14 protein-coding genes are annotated in these 19459 nt (G+C 62.4%); 7 read left to right on the forward strand and 7 right to left on the reverse strand.

The features are described 5' to 3' along the window. The first annotated feature begins 94 nt into the window (after positions 1-94). Both AC3IP0_RS11165 and AC3IP0_RS11170 read left to right on the forward strand, forming a co-directional pair. Complete coding sequence (locus AC3IP0_RS11165) at positions 95-1444, forward strand: DUF1254 domain-containing protein (protein ID WP_489319266.1); 1350 nt, start codon at positions 95-97, stop codon at positions 1442-1444. Further along, positions 1441-2841: a DUF1254 domain-containing protein gene (locus AC3IP0_RS11170; RefSeq protein WP_489327393.1), complete on the forward strand. Its 1401-nt coding sequence runs from the start codon at positions 1441-1443 to the stop codon at positions 2839-2841. Before AC3IP0_RS11165 ends, AC3IP0_RS11170 begins: the two co-directional genes overlap by 4 nt. A 588-nt stretch (positions 2842-3429) precedes the next feature. On the opposite strand, the gene AC3IP0_RS11175 is transcribed toward AC3IP0_RS11170, so the two are convergent. After that, on the reverse strand, positions 3430-5403 hold the full coding sequence (locus tag AC3IP0_RS11175; protein WP_489319268.1) for an alkyl/aryl-sulfatase: 1974 nt from the start codon (positions 5401-5403) through the stop codon (positions 3430-3432). A gap of 137 nt (positions 5404-5540) precedes the next feature. Here AC3IP0_RS11175 and AC3IP0_RS11180 point away from each other — a divergent pair, with 137 nt between their 5' ends. The 4 genes from AC3IP0_RS11180 (at position 5541) to AC3IP0_RS11195 (ending at position 10456) form a co-directional block, all read left to right on the forward strand. Continuing rightward, positions 5541-6209 carry an ABC transporter ATP-binding protein gene (locus AC3IP0_RS11180; protein WP_489319269.1) on the forward strand — a complete coding sequence of 223 codons (669 nt, stop codon included), beginning with the start codon at positions 5541-5543 and terminating at the stop codon, positions 6207-6209. Position 6210: 1 nt separating this feature from the next. After that, positions 6211-8682, forward strand: coding sequence for an ABC transporter permease (locus tag AC3IP0_RS11185; RefSeq protein WP_489327394.1), 2472 nt, complete (start codon positions 6211-6213; stop codon positions 8680-8682). Continuing rightward, positions 8672-9745 carry a lipocalin-like domain-containing protein gene (locus AC3IP0_RS11190; protein ID WP_489319271.1) on the forward strand — a complete coding sequence of 358 codons (1074 nt, stop codon included), beginning with the start codon at positions 8672-8674 and terminating at the stop codon, positions 9743-9745. Before AC3IP0_RS11185 ends, AC3IP0_RS11190 begins: the two co-directional genes overlap by 11 nt. A 132-nt stretch (positions 9746-9877) precedes the next feature. Continuing rightward, complete coding sequence (locus tag AC3IP0_RS11195; RefSeq protein WP_489319272.1) at positions 9878-10456, forward strand: hypothetical protein; 579 nt, start codon at positions 9878-9880, stop codon at positions 10454-10456. A gap of 350 nt (positions 10457-10806) precedes the next feature. On the opposite strand, the gene hglS is transcribed toward AC3IP0_RS11195, so the two are convergent. The 3 genes from hglS to AC3IP0_RS11210 all read right to left on the reverse strand — a co-directional run bounded on the left by hglS (position 10807) and on the right by AC3IP0_RS11210 (position 15021). Further along, on the reverse strand, positions 10807-12213 hold the full coding sequence (gene hglS / locus AC3IP0_RS11200) for a 2-oxoadipate dioxygenase/decarboxylase HglS (protein ID WP_489327395.1): 1407 nt from the start codon (positions 12211-12213) through the stop codon (positions 10807-10809). A gap of 374 nt (positions 12214-12587) precedes the next feature. Next, entirely contained in the window at positions 12588-13544 is a 957-nt protein-coding gene (locus tag AC3IP0_RS11205) for an alpha/beta fold hydrolase (protein ID WP_489319274.1), read from the reverse strand. Between the two features lie 22 nt (positions 13545-13566). After that, the gene (locus AC3IP0_RS11210) at positions 13567-15021 is read right to left on the reverse strand and encodes a flavin-containing monooxygenase (protein WP_489319275.1); all 1455 of its coding nucleotides are present in this window, start codon (positions 15019-15021) and stop codon (positions 13567-13569) included. A 198-nt stretch (positions 15022-15219) separates the two neighbouring features. On the opposite strand from AC3IP0_RS11210, the gene AC3IP0_RS11215 reads away from it, so the two are divergent. Next, positions 15220-16293: a diguanylate cyclase gene (locus tag AC3IP0_RS11215; protein ID WP_489327396.1), complete on the forward strand. Its 1074-nt coding sequence runs from the start codon at positions 15220-15222 to the stop codon at positions 16291-16293. A gap of 4 nt (positions 16294-16297) precedes the next feature. On the opposite strand, the gene AC3IP0_RS11220 is transcribed toward AC3IP0_RS11215, so the two are convergent. The 3 genes from AC3IP0_RS11220 to AC3IP0_RS11230 form a co-directional block, all read right to left on the reverse strand. Next, positions 16298-17167, reverse strand: a complete 870-nt coding sequence (locus AC3IP0_RS11220) for an isocitrate lyase/PEP mutase family protein (protein ID WP_489319277.1) — start codon at positions 17165-17167, stop codon at positions 16298-16300. Between the two features lie 142 nt (positions 17168-17309). Beyond that, positions 17310-18344: an arginine N-succinyltransferase gene (astA, locus tag AC3IP0_RS11225; RefSeq protein WP_489319278.1), complete on the reverse strand. Its 1035-nt coding sequence runs from the start codon at positions 18342-18344 to the stop codon at positions 17310-17312. Positions 18345-18393: 49 nt separating this feature from the next. Further along, entirely contained in the window at positions 18394-19410 is a 1017-nt protein-coding gene (locus AC3IP0_RS11230; RefSeq protein WP_489319279.1) for an arginine N-succinyltransferase, read from the reverse strand. Positions 19411-19459: the final 49 nt, after the last annotated feature.

A 19459-nucleotide genomic window follows, 5' to 3' on the forward strand; every position in this document is an offset into this window, starting at 1 on the left:
GCGACTGCAATGTTGCATGACACACCGCTTTCGCGAGCAAGCCCGCTCCCACAGGGATCTGTGTGTGCTGATGTTTTGCTACAGGAGATCTGCCATGCGCTACTGGATATCCGCTCTGGCCCTGGGCGCGAGCCTGGGCACTGTTCACGCCGCAACCCTCGACCGACAGCAGGCGAAAGCCCTGGCCCAGGAAGCCTACGTTTTCGCCTACGCTACCGTCGAGCACGACAAGGTGCTCAGCGCCATCGCCGCGAACCTGCCGTTCAACCGCCTCTACAGCGAACCGCGCCTGCTCGGCCCGCAAGACAACAAAGTGGTGTCGCCCAACAACGACACCTTCTATTCCCGCGCCTTGCTCGATCTGCGCAGCGAACCAATGGTGCTGGACGTGCCGGCCGTGCAGGGTCGCTACTACAGCTTCCAACTGGTGGACATGCGCACCGACAACCTCGACTACATCGGCACCCGCGCCACGGGGGAGCAGGCGGGGCGCTACCTGATTGTCGGGCCGGACTGGAAGGGGCCAGTGCCATCGGGTTTCAGCGCGGTGATTCGCTCGCCGAGCCGGCTGGTCTTCCTGTTGGGACGGACCGAGGTCAAGGGCGAAGCGGATCAGAAAGACGCCGCACAAGTGTTGAAGGGCTACGCCCTGCAACCGCTGTCCAAAGTGAATGGCGGCGCGACCCCTGATCCCTTGGCAGCGCTGCAACTGCCAGCGTATACGGACACCAAGCAAGGGCCGGCGCAGGCTCTGTTCAACACCTTCAACGCGCTGGCTCCCTTGCATCAATGGACCGCCAGCGAACAACAAAAACTGGCCCGTTTCGCCGCCATCGGCGTGAAGCCGGGGAGCGAATTCCAGGCCCCGGCGGACTTGAGCGAAGCCGTCGCCCAAGGCGCCGAGGCCGGTCGCGAACAGGTCCGCGCAGCTTCCAGCCAGCTGTCGGTGGAACGGCAGGGCTGGTTGCCGTCGCCGTCCAACGTCGGCAAATACGGCGACGATGATCTGACCCGTGCCGCGGTCGCCTGGCGCTACATCTACGCCAACGATGCGGTGGAAGCGCAGTATCCGATGGCGTTGCACGATGCCCAGGGGCAGGCGCTCACCGGCCAACACGGCTATCGCCTGCATTTCCCGGCCGGGCAATTGCCGCCGGTGAATGCGTTCTGGTCGCTGACCCTGTATGACGGCAAAACCCAGTTGCTGGTGGCCAACCCGATCCAGCGTTACGCCCTGGGCGACCGCAGCCCTGGTCTACAATACGATGCCGACGGCGGCTTGACCCTGATCCTGCAAGCCGATGCGCCCAAGGCTGCGCCGCAGGGCAACTGGCTGCCGACGCCGCAAGGCCCGTTCAACCTGCTGTTGCGCCTGTACCTGCCCAAGGGCGGGGCATTGGACGGGAGTTATCAGTTGCCGACGATAACGAGGATCGAATCATGAACCTGATTTTCAGTCGCCGCCGGGTGCTGGGTGGCATGGGGGTATTGGGCGGCAGCCTGATGTTTCCGCGCTGGTTGCTGGCCGCCGATTCCGATGACCCTCGGCAGATTGCCAAAGAGGCGTGGATTTACGCCTACCCCATGCTCATGCATTACCAGACCATGGAAAAACAGGCGCTCAACCCGGCCGCGCCGGAGTACGTCGGCGGCTTCAACCGCTTTCGTCATTACAGCGAGTTGTTTACCCCGAACAACCGCGACATCGTCACGCCGAACAACGACACGCCGAACAACGACACGCCGTACTCCTGGGCCTGGCTCGACCTGCGCAGTGAACCCCAGGTGTTGAGCGTGCCGGCGGTCGATGACGACCGCTATTACGTGCTCCAACTGGTCGACCAGTACACCCACAACTTTGCCTATGTCGGCGTGCTCAGCACCGGTCGCGATGCGGGGAATTACCTGATCGTCGGACCCGGCTGGCAAGGCCCGACACCGGACGGCGTCAAGGCCGTGCTGCGCAGTGAAACCGAAATCGTCATGGTGCTTGGGAGAACTGGCCTGAAAAACGCCGAGGACCTGCCGGCGGTGCGGGCCTTGCAGCAGCAATACGGTTTGCGTTCGTTGCATGAATTCATCGGCAGTGCACCGCCCGTGGCTGCGCCAGCCATTGACTGGCAACCCTGGGACAGCAAGACCGGGTTGGGACCGGAGTTCACCGCGGCGCTGAACCAGATCCTCAGCCTGTGCCCGACGCAACCGTCCGAACAAGCCTTGCGCGCACGCTTTGCACGTATCGGCATCGTGCCCGGCCAGGGTTTCGACCCGGCGACGTTGCCGCAAGCAACGCGCCAGGCACTGCTCGCCGGAATTCAGGACGCCCAGGCGCAACTGCAAACCGCCGTGAGCCAGGTACGCACCACCCTCGGCCTGTTCGGCACGCGCGAAGCGCTGAACGGCAATTACCTCAACCGCGCTGTCGCGGCGAATGTCGGCATCTACGGCAACAGCGTGGAAGAGGCCTTCTACACCGGCACTCGCGTGGATAATCAGGGGCAACCCTTGCAGGGTGGGCGCAGCTATCGCCTGCGTTTCGCACCGGGTCAATTGCCGCCGGCCAGCGAGTTCTGGTCGCTGACCTTGTATGACTTGCCGGACCGGCAACTGGTGGCCAATCCGATCAATCGTTACTGCCTGAGCAGTCGGGATCAGTTGCAAAAGGATGCGGACGGTGGGTTGACCTTGATCCTGCAGAACGCCGCTCCGCCTGAGCAGAGCAACTGGTTGCCGACGCCGGCGAGCGGGGCGTTCAGCCTGGTCCTGCGCCTGTATGGACCCGGGCAGCAGGTGGTCAATCAACGCTGGCGAATGCCGGTGGTTGAAGTGGTGTCTGCCTGAACCGCATCGCGAGTAGGGGATTTGTGTCGGTCAAAATATTTGTGCTCGACCGGGATCCTGTGGGAGCGGGCTTGCTCGCGAAAGCGGTATGTCAGTCAATGATGATGTTGAATCTGATGGCCTCTTCGCGAGCAAGTCGGATCGCCGCACCGCCGCTCCCACAGTTTTGAAATGCGTACGGGCCAAAGAATCAGGCCGGCCGGTAGGCCGCCTCGGGCGCTGTTGCGGTACACGCCCCCTCGTGAGGCCGAGCGCAGGTTCTGCGCAGTGGGCAACCCGGCCATGGATGGCCGATGGCGGCGGGCCCACGGAGCAGGACCGTAGCGAGGGCATGCCGAGCCACAGCGAGGCACCGAATGTCAGGGGCAAGAGCGTTTGGTTACTTTGCGCTTTTCAAAGTGACCCGCTGTAAGAGCGGAACCCTAAGCCGCCGTTACCGCAGAAACGGATATGTACACCCACAAAACAATCATCGCCTGACACAAAGCCATCGCGAGCAAGCTCGCTCCCACAGGAATCCGTGCTGTTCACAGCATTTGTGAACGACACAGGTCCAGTGTAGGAGCGAGCCTGCTCGCGAAGACGGTATCAAGGCGTGACGATATTGAACTGTGGCGCAAACGTATCGAGGCTGCTCATCAACTCCCCAAGCTTCTTGCCATTGCCCTGCAACTTGATCAGGCCTTTCTGCATCGCCGTCGGGATATCCAGTTGCTTGAGGCTGATCTGCTCCAGGGTGGCCTTGCTCATGGTCACGCTGGCATCCGCCTGAGCGTTGAGCCCGGCACGGTGGGTCAACACGCCATTGCGCAGGGTCAGGTTGAAGTCCTGGTTCAGATCATCGAAGGTCCAGTTCAGGGTCAGGTCATGGCCTACGGCCTTTTCACTGTCCAGGCGAACCGCCAGGAAGTCGAAGAACATCTGCGGGCTCATGGCCCGCACCATGTCCACCGATACCGAAGTGCCGGCATTGGGTGGTACGCCGTTGCGCAATTCCATGGCGCCGGTCAGGTACATGTTGCGCCAGGTGGCGTTCTCGCTTTGATAGCCCATTTGCTCCAGCGCCTGGGCCTGGGCTTTGCGGGCGTCGCCGTTGTCCGGGTTGGCGAAAAGCACCTGATTGCCCAGTTGCGCGGCCCAGCGGTATTCACCCTTGGCCATCGCCGCCTGCATTTTCCCCAGCACCGCTGCTTCGCCGCCCATGGCTTCGACGGAACGCTTGGCCGTTTCCACTGGCGGCAGCGGATTGAGGTTGGCCGGGTTACCGTCATAGAACCCCATGTAGCGCTGATACACCGCCCGGGTGTTGAAACTCAGTGAGCCGTAGTAGCCACGGGTGTACCACTTCTGATCGAGGCTGCCGGGCAGTTTCTTGATCGAGTCGGCGATTTCCAGGGGCGTCAGGCCCTGGTTCAACAGGTGCAGGGTGCGGTCATTGAGGAAGGCGTACATGTCGCGCTGGTCGGCGAGGAAGGTGCGGATGCGCTCGCCGCCCCAGGTCGGCCAGTTGTGCTGGGCGAACAACACGTCGCTCTTGTCGCCGTAACGCGCCAGGCTGCCGTCCAGGTACTCGGCCCAGGCCTTGGCGTCACGCACTTGCGCGCCGCGGGGGGTGAGGATGTTGTGCATCATTTGCGTGGCGTTTTCCGCCATGCACAAGGCGCGCAACTGCGGCAGGTACAGGTTCATCTCCGCCGGCGCCTCGGTGCCCGGGGTCAACTGGAATTCCACGTCGAGGCCGGCGATGGTGCGGGTTTCCAGTTCCTTGTCGATCAGGTCGGTGGGCGGGATCAGGGTGACGGTGCCGCCGCTCGGCGTGCTCTTGCCCAGGCCCGCATCGACCTGGCCTTTTTCGCCACGGGGCAGCAGGCTGCCGAACTGGAACTGCGCACGGCGGCTCATGGCGTTGCCGGCGTAGACGTTCTCGCTCATCACGTGTTCCATGAACCCGACGGGGGCGAACACCTTGACCTTGCCGGCCTTGACGTCCGCTTCGTCGATGACCCCGCGCACGCCACCGAAGTGGTCGACGTGGGTGTGGCTGTAGATCACCGCCACCACCGGTTTGTGCGGACGGTTCTGGTAGTACAGGTCCAGCGCCGCCTTGGCGGTTTCGGCCATGGTCAGCGGGTCGATGATGATCAGCCCGTCGTCGCCTTCGATGATGGTCATGTTGGCGAGATCAAGGCCACGCACCTGATACAAACGCGGGCTGACTTCGAACAAACCGGCATGGGCGCTGAGCTGGGCCAGGCGCCAGAGGCTCGGGTTGACCGACTCCGGGGCCTTATCCTTGGCGAGGAAGTCATAGGCCTGGATATCCCAGATGACCTTGCCCGAGGCGTCCTTGACCTGGCCTTTGAACGGCGCGATCAGACCCTTGGTGACCGACTCGTAGTCGGTGCGGTCGGTGAAGGGCAGTTGTTGCAGCACGGCGGCGTTACTGGCCGTGGTTTGCGGGCTGGCTGCGACCGGTGCATCGGCGGCGACCACCGATTGCGCAAGGCAGGCAGTGATCAGGCAAGCGAGCAGCCCACGGGGGCTCAAGGTGAAACGAGGCATGGCGTCTCCGTTTTTTATCGTTATGGTCAGACCAGCTTCGAGGGTAGGGCGATGACCGGTCGGGGCCATGATCGTCAGCGGACAAAAACCATTCAGGGCCGCTATCCTTGGGCCAGGCATATCCAGCAGGTTGACCCATGCTTGAAGTCCATGGCGTTTTCAAAAGCTACGCCACACCGCAGGGACCACTGCCGGTGCTGCAAGGCGTCGACCTGACGCTCAGGCCCGGCAGCAGCCTGGCGCTGATGGGCGAGTCGGGCAGTGGCAAAAGCACCTTGCTGCACCTGATCGCCGGGCTGGACAAGGTCGATCGCGGCAGCATCCGCAGTGGCGAGCATCGCCTGGAACAGATGAATGAAGGGCAACTGGCGAACTGGCGGCGTACGGAAATCGGCCTGGTGTTCCAGCAATTCAACCTGATCGGCAGCCTGCGGGTCGAAGACAACCTGGCGATTCAGGCGCGTCTGGCGGGGCGCCATGACCCACGCTGGCAGGCGCACCTGGTGCAGCGCCTGGGCCTGGGTGAGCTGCTGCGGCGCTACCCGGAGCAACTGTCCGGCGGCCAGCAGCAACGGGTTGCGCTGGGTCGGGCGCTGGCGTCGCGCCCGCCATTGCTGCTGGCCGACGAGCCCACCGGCAGCCTCGATGAAACCACCGGCGCGGAGGTGTTGCAGTTGTTGCTGGAATTGCTCGAGGACAGCCCCACCAGCCTGTTGATGGTCACCCACAGTCCCGGCGTGGCGGCGCGACTGGCGGAAAAAGCCCTGCTGTGCGGCGGTCGTCTGGCCGGTGCGGGCGAGCGCTGACATGGGCATCTTTGGCGAAGCCCTGCGCGCGCTGCTCAGCCACTGGCGGCAGCACCCGGTGCAGTTTTTCAGTGTGTTGACCGGGTTGTGGCTGGCCACCGGTCTGTTGACCGGCGTCCAGGCACTCAACAGCCAGGCCCGCGACAGCTATGCCCGCGCCAGTCAGTTGATCGGCGGCGAGCCCCAGGCCAGCCTCGGTGCGCCCGGCGGCGGCACGTTCCCCCAGCAATGGTTTATCGATCTGCGGCGCGCGGGGTGGCCGGTGTCACCGGTGCTGCAAAGCCGGGTCACGCTCAAGGGGCACGAAGAGCAGCGCTTGCAGTTGATGGGCATCGAACCGGTGTCGCTGCCGGCGGGCGCGGCGGTGGCCGGGCAGGCCCTGGCGATTGAACAGGTGGTCGGCTTCTTCAGTCCGCCGGGCAGTACCTGGATATCGCCGCAGACCCTGCAGGCACTGGGTTTGCGCGAAGGTGACCGGCCACAGAACCTGGCGGGCGTGGCACTGCCGCCGCTGCAGGTGCAGGCCGACATGGCGCCCGGCGTGCTGTTGGTGGACATCGGTTTTGCCCAGCAGATTCTGGGGTTGCCGGATCAAGTGTCGCGGCTGCTGTTACCGAAGGATTTCACCGCGCCGCTGCCGGAGCCGTTCAAGGGGCAGCTGCAACTCAAGCGCGCCGGCGAAGAAAACAACCTGACGCGCCTGACCGAAAGCTTTCACCTGAACCTCGATGCCCTGGGGGTACTGTCGTTCGTGGTCGGCCTGTTTATCGTGCACGCCGCCATCGGGCTGGCGCTGGAGCAACGGCGAAGCCTGCTCCGAACCCTGCGTGCCTGCGGTGTGAGTGCGCGGATGCTGATCGCTTGTCTCGCCGTCGAATTGGCTGGATTGGCCCTGATCGGCGGTGTGGCCGGGGTGGTCAGCGGCTACCTGCTGGCCGGCGTGCTGTTGCCCGATGTCGCCGCCAGCCTGCGTGGCTTGTACGGCGCTGAAGTGGCGGGGCAGTTGAGCCTCAGCCTGTCGTGGTGGTTGAGTGGTATCGGCTTGAGTCTGATCGGCGCGTTGCTGGCCGGGGCCAACAGCCTGCTGCGGGCGGCGCGTTTGCCATTGCTGGCGCTGGCCAACCCGCAGGCCTGGCATCAGGCCCATGCACGCTGGTTGCGACGCCAGGGGTGGGTGGCGGCATTGGCTGGGGTGATCGCGCTGCTGGCGTTGATCTTCGGCGACAACCTGATCAGTGGCTTCGTGCTGATGGCCGCGCTGTTGATCGGTGCCGCGCTGGCCTTGCCGGTGGTGCTCAGTTCTCTGCTCAATCTCGTTTCGCAGCGCAGTCGCTCGGTGCTCGGCCAGTGGTTTGTCGCCGATTGCCGCCAGCAACTGCCGGCCCTGAGCCTGGCCTTGATGGCGCTGCTGTTGGCCATGGCGGCGAACATCGGCGCCGGCAGCATGACCGCAGGCTTTCGCCAGACCTTCAGCAATTGGCTCGAACAACGGCTGACGGCCGAGCTCTACCTCAATCCCCAGAACCCGGCCCAGGCCCGGGAGTTGCACGGTTGGCTCAACCAGCAGCCGCAACTGGCGGCGGTGCTGCCCAACTGGCAGGTATCGATCCAGTTGCAGGGCTGGCCGACGGACCTGTCCGGGATCATCGACCACCCGACCTATCGCCAGCACTGGCCGCTGCTCGAGACCTTGGGCGACAACCCTTGGGAGCGGCTGGCCAAGGACGATGCGGTGATGCTCAGCGAACAACTGGCCCGGCGCCTGCACGTGCAACTGGGCGATCACCTGACGCTGTCGACCCCCACCGGCCCGTGGTCGCCGCGGATCGTCGGGATCTACGCCGACTACGGCAATCCCAAGGGCCACATTCTGGTCAATATCAACCATCTGCTGCGCGGCTGGCCGCAACTGACACCGAGCCGCTTCAACCTGCGCATCGAACCGGCGTCGATCCCGGCGTTCGTCACGGCGCTGCAGGCACGATTTACCCTGGAGGACAGCCGCATCGTCGATCAGGCGCGGCTCAAAGGCTGGTCCACGCAAGTCTTCGAACGCACCTTCGCCGCCACCGCCGCCCTCAACAGCCTGACGCTGTGCGTGGCCGGGGTGGCGCTGTTCATCAGCCTGTTGACCCAAAGCCAGAGCCGTCTCGGGCAACTGGCGCCGCTGTGGGCGCTGGGCGTGACCCGTCGGCATCTGATGTTGCTCAACCTCGGGCAAACCTGGCTGCTGGCGATATTGACCCTGGTGCTGGCGTTGCCGCTGGGCATCGCCCTGGCATGGTGCCTGGACACGGTGATCAACGTGCAGGCCTTTGGCTGGCGCCTGCCGTTGCGGGTGTTTCCATTGCAACTGTTGCAATTGATGGGGCTGGCGCTGGTGGCGACGTTACTGGCCTCGGCCTGGCCGTTGTACCGTTTGTACCGCACGCAACCGGCGGACCTGCTGCGGACGTTTGCCCATGAAGATTAAGGCTGGCGTGTTGCTCCTGGCGCTGCTGGCGAGCGGTTGCGATCAACCGGAACCGGTCGAAAAGGGTTTTGCCGGGCTGGGCAACCAGGCTGCTGCGTTCACCCCGGTGGTGCCCGGTCGAGTGTTCAGCTTCCCGGCGGATCACGGCCCGCACGACGGCTTTCGCATCGAATGGTGGTACATCACCGCCAACCTGAAGGACGATCAGGGCAATGAGTTCGGCGCGCAATGGACCTTGTTCCGCAGCGCGTTGAAAGCCAGCCCCGAGGTGGCGGGTTGGCAGAACCAGACGATCTGGCTCGGCCACGCGGCGGTGACGTCGGCGACGGCGCATCACGCGGCCGAACGATATGCCCGTGGCGGCGTCGGTCAGGCCGGTGTCAGCGTCGCGCCATTCAATGCATGGATCGACGACTGGCAATTGCGCAGCCAGGCGACTGCCGACGACCCGTTGGCTGACTTGCTATTTAGTGCCCGCGACCAGCGTTTCAGCTACCGGCTGCGGTTGACCCCGACAGGTCCGCTGGTGCTTCAGGGAGACCGAGGCTTCAGCCAGAAATCCGAACAGGGTCAGGCCTCTTACTACTACAGCCAGCCGTTTTTCCAGGCCAGCGGCACCCTGGACATCGACGGCAAGACCTTCCAGGTCAGTGGCCCGGCCTGGCTCGACCGGGAATGGAGCAGCCAGCCCCTGACGAGCAACCAGACTGGTTGGGACTGGATCTCCCTGCACCTGGACAGCGGCGAGCAGGTGATGCTGTATCGCATGCGGCACAAGGACGGCGAGCCTTACCTCACCGGCACCTGGGTCGACGCCCGGGGCCAGGTACAATTGCTGCACGCCGGCGACATCAGCCTCACGCCGCAAGACACCGCCCGGGTTGCCGGGCGCGAGATGCCCATTCGCTGGTCGATCAAAATCCCAGCCAGGCACCTCGATATCGCCATTACCGCGCTCAATCCCCAGGCCTGGATGGACTTGCGCATTCCATACTGGGAAGGCCCGGTGCGCCTCAGCGGCAGCCATGCAGGGCAGGGCTATCTGGAAATGACCGGGTACTAGACGCTCGTGCAAGGAAAATCACCGCCCCGGCGCGACCACTCGCAGAACAGCGTCTATGCTCACTCGCACACATGGCGTTGAGCCCGGTTTCAACGCCGTCTGTTGCCATCTATCACAGGGAATGTTCTGCCTATGAAACGCCATGCACTGACCAAAGCCATCACCCTCGCTACCATGCTGTCTGCCGCCAGTTTTGGCGCGGTTGCCGCCGAAATTCCGTTGTCCGAAGTCGTTGTGGCTGATCAGGTCTCCACCAAAGTCGTTTCGGTTGATGCCGCGAACCATTCCGTGGTTCTGAAAGGCCCGCAGGGCAATGAGTTCCCGGTGCAGTTGACCGACAAGGCGAAAAACCTCGATAACCTCAAGGCCGGCGATACGGTCGACATCACAGTCACCAGCGCCGTTGCAGCCTACCTCGACACCGATATTGACAAAGGTTTGCCCGGCACCGCCGAAGCCATCGGCGAAATACGTGCAGCGCCAGGCAGCGCCAACCCGGGCGGCGAAGCTTACCGCCAGGTGAAAGTGCAGCTGAAAATCACCCACATCGACCTGAAGAAAAACCAGGTGACCTTCGAAAACCCGGAAGGCAAGTCCAAGACCGTCGACGTCAAGCGACCTGAAGTCCAGGCCAAACTCAAGGACTTGAAAGTCGGGCAAAGCGTCAACGTGGTTTATACCGACGTATTGACGGTGACCAGCAAGCACTGATTTCGAGTAATGGTTCTATACGGGCTGATTGTTCTTGTGCAAGTTTTGTATAGGAATAATCAGCTCGTAATGGTCGAACCGGTGAGTTTGAGCTGCCGTGTTGCATAGTATTTAAATCGACATCCTGTTAAACATTGTGTCGATAAATTTCATCTTTGCGGCACGGACATATTAATCCGCTTCTACTAAAATACTTTCCGTTCGCCCAGTGTCAGGGCTCTTTACCAGTGCAAGGATTGCCGAGGCCATTGCACTGGGCGAACACTTTATTTGTTGTATTGAAGGTTTTGGATATAAAAAAACGGGCGGCCTGTAGGTCGCCCGTTTTTTATTGAGTTGTAACAAGTCGTTCAGTCTTGTTTGTTATTGACTTGAACATCATCGGCCAGCGCGGCGAAACACTGTTCGATCGAACGCCGCTGGCTCTCGGCGTACAGCTCCAGTTCATCGATCGTCGAACGCCCCAGGGCCTGTTCGAACGCCTGCTGATTGGCATGCACCCCGTAACGGGTTTGTGCCGCGTCCCCCAGGTTCGACTGAAAAATCCCCGCCGCGCTGACCGGCAGGAAATCTTCGTACACCAGTGGTTCAACCCGCAGGTAACCGTCGCTGAGCAGGTCTTCCAGGGGCGCGTTTTTCAGGTCGCCCGCCGCCAGGCCTATTTCCGTCACGAAGTAGCGGAAGTAAGCCAGGCCCTGTTGGCGCATGCCTTCCCAGGTGTCAGGGAACTCGCTGAAATGCTGCGCCATCAGGGCGTTGTAGCGCGCGGCGTTGGCTTCGTTGGGGAAGTCCTTGAGTTCGTCCCGCGCGGCATTGAGCAAGCGGTCGTAGAGTGCGCGGCCTTTGGGCGTGAGGGCGGCACCGCGCTGTTCGATCTCGCCGAACCGGGCACTGTGGCTGCCGCGCGCTTCGCGTTGATCGGTGTAGGCAATCGACTCGTCCAGGGCCTTGAAGCTGGTCTGGCGCAGCAGGATCGGGCACTGGCGGCGAGGCGGGCCTTCGATCACCGCTTTGGGGGTGATGCCATGGGCCGGCATCTGCGCCTGGACGATGTCGATGTCCAGGGTCCGCGGTGTCAGGTGGTTGATGTGCGGGCCCTTGAACGCCACCACGTCGGCGATCAGGCGATGCTGGGCGCTCAGCTGTCGATACTGTTCGGCGGTGACGGTGGCGCTGTGGTGCCAGCGAAACGTTTCCAGTGCCTGCTCGACGAACTCCAGGGCTTCCTGCTCGGTCAGGCCACCCCGGGATTCGGCGCGTTCGATGAGCGTGAGGGCCTTGGGGGTGAAGATCGAGCGCTGGTCGAGCATCGACTGGGCGAACGCGCGCAGCTCCTGGTCTTCGATCAGTTCCAGGCGCAACAGCGAGGTGAATACCCGGAACGGGCTGACCTGCAGCGACGCTTCATGCACCGCGCGAAACGCCGTGGAATGGACCGGCACGCCGGCCGGTGTCAGGTCGTAGTAACCCACCGGTTGCATGCCCATCACCGCGAACAGGCGGGCGAGGGTCGCCAGTTCGTCGGCCGTACCGACGCGGATCGCCCCATGACGTTCCAGGTCCAGGCGTTCGATTTCGCCGGTGCTGGTGAGCTGCCGCAGGATTTGCCCATCGCTGTCCAGCACGTGACGGTTAGTCTGTTCCACCAGCTCCATCAACGCGCCGTACAGCGGCACTTCCTCGCGGTACATGTCGGACATCGCTTTGGAGAAGCGTTGGCGGATCAGGTCAGGGCTGGCGAAGTTCGGGTGGTTCATGAACAGGATTCCTGGCGCGGTGACGTAAAGGATGGACGAAAGATCGCAGCCTTCAGCGCCGCCGACAAACGAAGTTTCTGACGAACTTCATTCTGCAAAGGACTGCCAGGGGGCGTTCTCAATTAGTTTCCCTACCGCGCCGGGTCTGCTGTTGTGCAGGGCAAGGCGCGAGAAGCGCAGTTTGGTCATTTCAAATCAGCTTCGAGCAACACAGCCCTGCACAACAGCAGGCCCGGCCCTTCGGGTTGTGCCTTAAAGCTGGCCATGCTGCGTTGCAGGCCTTGGAAAGGGAACAACCATTCCCAGCGGCCTACGCCTTGCCTGGCCAGCTTTAAGGCGACAACGCGGTGGGGAAACTAATTGAGAACGCCCCCCTAATGCAGTCGTTGATCCTGTGGGCTCTCCGAACGCAGCGATGCCAAAAACTCGCGATACAGGCGCGCCGAACCGTATGGCGCTTCCACCATGGGCATGTGCCCGATGGCGTCCCAGATATGCACGCGCAGGTCGGCGATGCCCTTGCTCCAGACCGCCACGCTGCTGACATCGATCAGCCGGTCCTTGCGTCCCCACAGCAACAGCGCCGGGGCGGTGATGTCGGGCAGGTGCGGTTCCATCGGCGGGCTGGCGCGAAATTCGCGGAAGATTTCTTCCAGCTCCTCGCGGGACTGTTCATAGCGTTGGGCGACGGCATCGAGCACCAGTTTCGGTACCCAGGGCGGCGAAGCCATGGTCATGGCGTAGAAGCGCTTGAATTCCTCGCGCGAATGAATCAGAAACGGGTTGTGGCCCTTGGCCAAATGCCGCTCAAGGTCACTGGGCTCGGGCGAGGTGACACCGGCCGGGTCGACCAGGGCCACGGACGCAATGCGCTCCGGGTAAGTGGCCGCGAGCCAGGCCGCCATGTAGCCGCCCATGGAGTTGCCAATGACATGGACTTTCTCGACCCCACACACGTCCAGCAGCTGGATCATGCGCTTGGCCTGCAGCGGGATGTCGTAGCCGCCGCCCGCCTTGAAGCCGGTTTCGCCATGGCCGGCGATGTCCGGGATGATCACCCGATGGCTGCCGACAAAATGCCGGGCGAAACGCAGCCAGAGGTTCTTGTCGGCGCTGAAGCCATGGAGCATCAGCACATTGCTGGTGGCCTCGTACGGCCCGCCTTGCCAGGTCGAGACGGTCATTTCGGGGATGGGCACGACGATCTTGTGCAGCCGGTACAGCTTGGCCTCGGCCGCCATGCTCAAGTCATAGAGCCAGTAGCCGATGGCCGGGTAGGTCAGCCAGCTCCAGGCGACGAACACTGCGAGAACGACGAACAACAAAAGCATCACGCGTCTCCCTTCTATCTGCTCAGGACAAAATGTGATCGGCGGGTTTCAGCGCTCGGGTCAAGCGATGAAAGCTGAAGCTGAATCCCGGAAACATGGCAATCACATGACCGCTCTTGCTTTGATACCAACTGTGGCAACCACCGGATTTCCACACGGTGCGTTCCATTTCCCGGTGGATCATTTCAGTGTAGGTACGTTCCGCCTCATGGCGAACTTCGATGCTGCGTAAACCTTGAGTCTTCAAGGTGCGAATGCAATCGAGGATGTAATTCATCTGGGATTCGATGATGAACAGCGCCGAAGTGTGGCCGATGCCGGTGTTCGGCCCGGTGACGATGAACAGGTTGGGAAAGTCGGGCAGGGCGGTGCCGAGGTAGGCTCGTGGGTACTGCGCCCAGACCTCCTTGAGACGGGTGCCGTTTTTGCCCGTTACCGGGTAGGAAATCACCCCGTCTGTGGCATCGTAGCCGGTGGACCAGACGATCAGGTCCAGGTCGATGTGCTGGCCATCCTGGGTAACGATGCCGGTTTCGTCGATAGCCGCGATGCCTTGCTCGCGGCTGTGCAGGGTTACATTGCGGCGGGCCAGTGCCGGGTACAGCGTGCTGGACAGAATCACCCGTTTGCAGCCGATGGTGTAGTCCGGCGTCAGCTTGCGCCGCAGTTCGGCGTCCGGCACCTGGCGTTTGAGGAAGTGCAGGGCCTGGCGCTGAACCATGTGCACGGCCGGCTTCGAATACTTGAAACCAAACACCCGGGTTTCGAATTGCCAGTAGATACCCCAGCGCAGCAACTTGTAGACGGGTTTGAGCCCCAGCAGCCAGCGCTGGAAGTGGCCAAACTTGCGATCAACCCGGGGCAATACCCAGTGGGGCGTGCGCTGGAACACATGCAAGTGCCCGACGTCCGGGGCGATAGCCGGAATGACCTGGGCCGCACTGGCGCCGCTGCCGACGATGGCCACGCGTTTTTGCCGGTAGTCGTAGCTGTGATCCCAGTTGTTGGTGTGAAACGTTTTACCTTGAAAGCGTTCCTGTCCGTCGAAGTGCGGAACCACTGGTTGGCTCAACGGCCCGGTCGCGTTGATCAGGAACTGCGCGCAAAACGTGCCTTTGTCGGCGGTGTACACCGTCCAGCGTTTGTTGGTGTCGTCCCATTCGACGCGCTCGACGTTGGCGCCCAGTTCTACCTTGTCCCGCAGGCCGAAGTGTTCCACCACATGGCGGGTGTAGCGATGCAGTTCGGCCTGTTCGGCGAACATTTGCGTCCAGCGATACGGAGCAAAAGACAGCGAGTACAGCGGCGAGGGCACATCGACTGCCGCGCCGGGGTAGGTGTTCTGGCACCAGGTGCCGCCGAAGAAATCCCGCCGCTCCAGCAGGCGAAAATCGTCGATGCCGGCCTTGAGCAAATTGATTGCTGCACATTGGCCGCCAAACCCGCTGCCGATGATCAATACTTGAAAGGTCTGCATGGGCCTCCTCTTATGGTCATCGATCAACCCCTTCTTTCATGTATAGCCGTTTCTGGGGTGAGGCTTTTGCTTTTATGTGAGCGTGATGTCGCGATATTCAGCCTGTCAGCCAATGATGGCTATTTAATCTCGCCCTGATAGACTCCAGCGCAAAGGCACAGGCTGTTATCGCATTTAGTCGAGTGGTACAGAGGCCCTATGGCAAAAACGGGAGGAAAGGGATTTTCATTGGCCAGGAGGCTCTATACATCGCGGACCCTGGGGTTGGCCCTGGGGTTGGTGTGTGTGAGCGCGGCAATGTATCCACTCGATCCGGCGCCCTGGGTCTGGGGTTTCATGTGGTTCAATGGCCTGGTCTGGCCGCACCTGGCTTACCAATGGGCGCGCCGGGCCAAGACGCCCTATCATGCCGAACACCGCAATCTGCTGATCGATGCCTTTCTCGGCGGCTTCTGGATTGCCGCGATGCAATTCAATCCACTGCCCAGCGCGACCACCATCTCCATGATGGCCATGAACAACGTGGCCATAGGCGGCTTGCGCTTCCTGCTGGCCGGGACAGCCGCGCAAATCCTGGGCGTGGGCGTTGGCCTGCAGATTTTCGCCCCGGCGTTCATTCCTGCCACCAGCGCGATGCAGCTCTATGCCTGTTTGCCGTTGCTGTGCCTGTATCCGCTGGCGCTGGGCTGGATTTGCTTCCGCCAGGCCCATACCCTCGGCTGTCAGAAGCGTGAACTGCTGGCACTGAGCCGCACCGACAGCCTGACAGGCCTGCTGAACCATGGCACCTGGAAGGACCAGCTGGAGATCGAGTTCCAGCGTTGCAAACGCCAGCAAAAAGGTGGAGCGATCGCCCTGATCGACATCGACCATTTCAAAGCCATCAACGACACCTACGGCCATGTTGCCGGCGACATCGTCTTGCGTCAGTTGAGCAAAATGCTCAAGCAGAACCTGCGAGCGACCGATGTAGCAGGGCGCTACGGCGGTGACGAGTTCTGCGTGATCCTTCCGGACCTGCGCCTGAACCGCGCAGTCGCCGTCATGGATGCCCTGCGCGATCGCTTCGCCACCTTGGGCTACGAGCAGAATCCGGCGCTGAAAGTCAGCCTGAGCATTGGCCTGGCGTCATTCAACCCGGCCCACGCCGACGCGACGCTTTGGCTCAATGACGCCGATCACGCGCTATACGAAGCCAAGACCACCGGGCGCAATCGGGTGATCTGCTGCGGTAACGGGAAGCCCTATCGCGAACTTCTTGACTCGGTTTAAACCGTCACTCCTTCACGCTCATGAACTCCTCCGCGAAGCGGATGTATTCCTCGGGTTGCGTGTAGGTGTGCGTCAGCTCGGTGGCGCTCAGGTCCGATGTCTGGGTGAGGATCTGGCGTTGCTCGCGCAGGCTGTCGTAGGTCGCCTTGATCGCGGCGAAGTACGCGCCGTGGCCGTCGATGGTCACGCGCACACCCAGTTCGGCCAGACGCTTGTCATCGCGTAGCAGCGGGTTGCCATAGGTCACCAGCATGAGCGGCACGCTCAGGTGTTCGGCGATCTGCTCCAGATGGTCGAAGTCCTTGATGCCCACCATGCAGATCCCGTCGGCGCCGGCGCTCTGGTATTGCCGGGTGCGGCTGATGATTTCCTGCACCGGCAGAATCCCGGCATGGGTGCGGGCGATGATCGCCATTTCCGAATCGCAGCGGGCTTCGAGTGCTGCGCGGATCTTGCCGACGCCTTCGGCGACCGTGATCAGGTCGGTGGATTTGCGGCCGAACTGCGCGGGCAGCAGGGTGTCTTCGATGGTCAGCGCAGCGACGCCGGCACGTTCGAGTTCGACAATGGTGCGCATGACATTGAGCGCGTTGCCGTAGCCGTGGTCGGCGTCGGCGATCACCGGCAACTGGGCGACACGGCCGATGCGGGTGGCTTGTTCAGCGAACTCGCTGAGGGTGATCAGGGCAAAGTCGGGGGCGCCCAGCACTTGCAGCGAAGCGACCGAACCCCCGAGGATCCCGACTTCGAAGCCCAGGTCGGCGGCAATGCGGGCCGACATCGGGTCGAACACCGAGGCCGTGTGGTAGCAGGCGTTGGAGGCGAACAGTTGGCGAAAATTGCGGCGCAAATCTTGATGGGAAAGCCTGGACATATGAGTTCCACCAATGGAATGGAAGGGCTTGAGCAAAAGTGTCAACGCCGAAGAAATAAAAGGCTATCACGCGCGCCGGGGGAGAATGATGACGAATTTGCTGGGTTAGGCCGATTGACGTCGCTGCGATGGAACTGATAGGTCACGCCGCCACGGCCTGTTGCCGCTGGTCAAGCAGCGGCACGGCGCGCACCGAGTCACCGGGTTGCAGCTGCAGGCGCTTGGCGGTCAGGCGATCAACCACCAGGCTGTTGCCCATCTGTCGGGCCGGGGCGCAGGTAATGCGACAGTTTTCCAGGCGGCGGTTGTGAATCAGCCAGAGGGGTGCTTTATCGTCCGGCGAGCCAATGGCCAGTGACAGCGGTCGGCTGTCGCGCACGGTGCGGATCCCGGAAACCGGGGCTTCGATGACCGGTCCGCCGTCGAAGATATCGATGTAGCCCTTGTGGGCAAAACCCTCGGCGCTGAGGATTTTCAGGGCCGGTTCGGTATTCGGGTGGGCCTTGCCGATCACCGCTTGGGCCTGTTCGGTGAGCAGGCAGGTGTACAGCGGCTGGCGCGGCATCAGTTCGGCGATGAAGGATTTGTTGCCCAGCCCGGACAAGTGATCGGCGTGGCTGAAATCCATTTTGAAAAAGTGCCGGCCGAGGCTGTCCCAGAACGGCGAGCCGCCTCGTTCGTCGGCTCTGCCGCGTAGTTCGGCGATCAGCCGGTTGCCGAACAGCTGGGTAAACTCGGCCACAAACAACAGGCGTCCGAGGGAAAGTAAACGGCCGTTGCTGCCCTGGCGCTGATCGGGGCGCAGGTACAACGAGCAGACTTCCGATTGCCCGGTCAATTCATTGCTCAGGAACAGGGTCGGGATCTGGCGCTGGATACCCAGGTCCGCCGAAGCGCTGACCGTCAGTCCGACCCGGTAGTTGTACCAGGGCTCGCGCAGACCGACGCCACCGGTCAGGGCGCTGACGCCCACCACTTGCTGCTCGTCGTCCTCGAGCACGAACAGGTAATCGGCATCGGCCCGATCGACCTGCCCGGCGAAGGTGCGTTGGGCCCAGCGAATCCGGTGGGCCAGGCGTTCTTCGTCGGCCGGCAGGCTGGTAAGCCCCGGAACGGCCTGACGCACCAGCGTGAACAGGGCGGGCAGGTCGGTGATCTGGACCGGACGGACAATCATGCGGCGGTTCCTTGTGCGCGTGTGCTCGGGTGTTGAATCTGGCAGGTGTTCACAAGGCAACCAGCCTGATGGGGCTGCCCTCGGTCACCTTCAGCGCCTCGCACATGGCGGCGTCCAGCGTCACGGGTTGCCCGGGGATGTAATCAAGATCGGCGACGATGGCCCGATAATCCTTCAAGGAATCGTTGCTCACCAGAAAGCGGCCACGGGCATCGATCACCGGGCCAGACTGCGCTACGCCGCACTGGCTGTGGGCGATGGAGCGAATGCCCGAGGTGCGCGCATACAGCGTCGGGCCGCCATCGAACAGATCGATGTAACTGTTGGTTTCGAAGCCTTCACGTTCGAGGATATCGAAGGCTTCCTGGCCATCGGGGTGGATGCTGCCGATGCAGTCCTGTGCCGCCTGGGGCAGCATGGGCACGTAGATCGGATACTGCGGCATCAGTTCGGCGAGAAAGGTGCGGTTCTGCAGGCCGCAAAGCCGTTCGGCCTCGACGTAGGGCAGGTCGAAGAAATGCTTGCCCACGGCGTCCCAAAATGGCGAGTGGCCTTCATCACTGCTGTAGCCGACGATCTCGGTGATCACCGTGTCGGAAAAACGCCGGTCGTGGGCGGCGATGAACAACAGGCGCGCCCGCGACAGCAGTTCGGAATGCGCGCTGCGCACCCGCGCGGCGTCGATATGGAAACCCCGCAGCAAGGTGTGGCCACTGAGGTCGTGGCACAACGACAGGGCCGGTACGCCGTGCTCGATGTTCAGTTCCCGCGAGGCACTGGTGAAGTGCCGGTTGCGCAGGCTGTAGAACGGCTCGTTGTACCCCGCCGTGGCGAGGATTTCCGAGCAACCGACCAGGTGCTGTGTCGTCAGGTCTTCGAGTACAAAGAAATAGTTTTCCGGGCCATGAGCCTCGACGTGCTTTTCGAACGAGGCACAGGAATCGAGGATTTTTCCGCGTAACCGTTCGCTATCGTCGGGCAGGGACGTGACGCCCACGAGGCTTTCACGGGCGAGCCTCTGCAACTGGGGCAGGTCGGCCAACTCGACTGGACGCAAGACCAGCATGGAGACACTCCTGTATCAAACGATTCGGTGGCTAGAGCCGAACCTGACT

The sequence above is a fragment of the Pseudomonas sp. GL_103 genome (assembly GCF_057835175.1).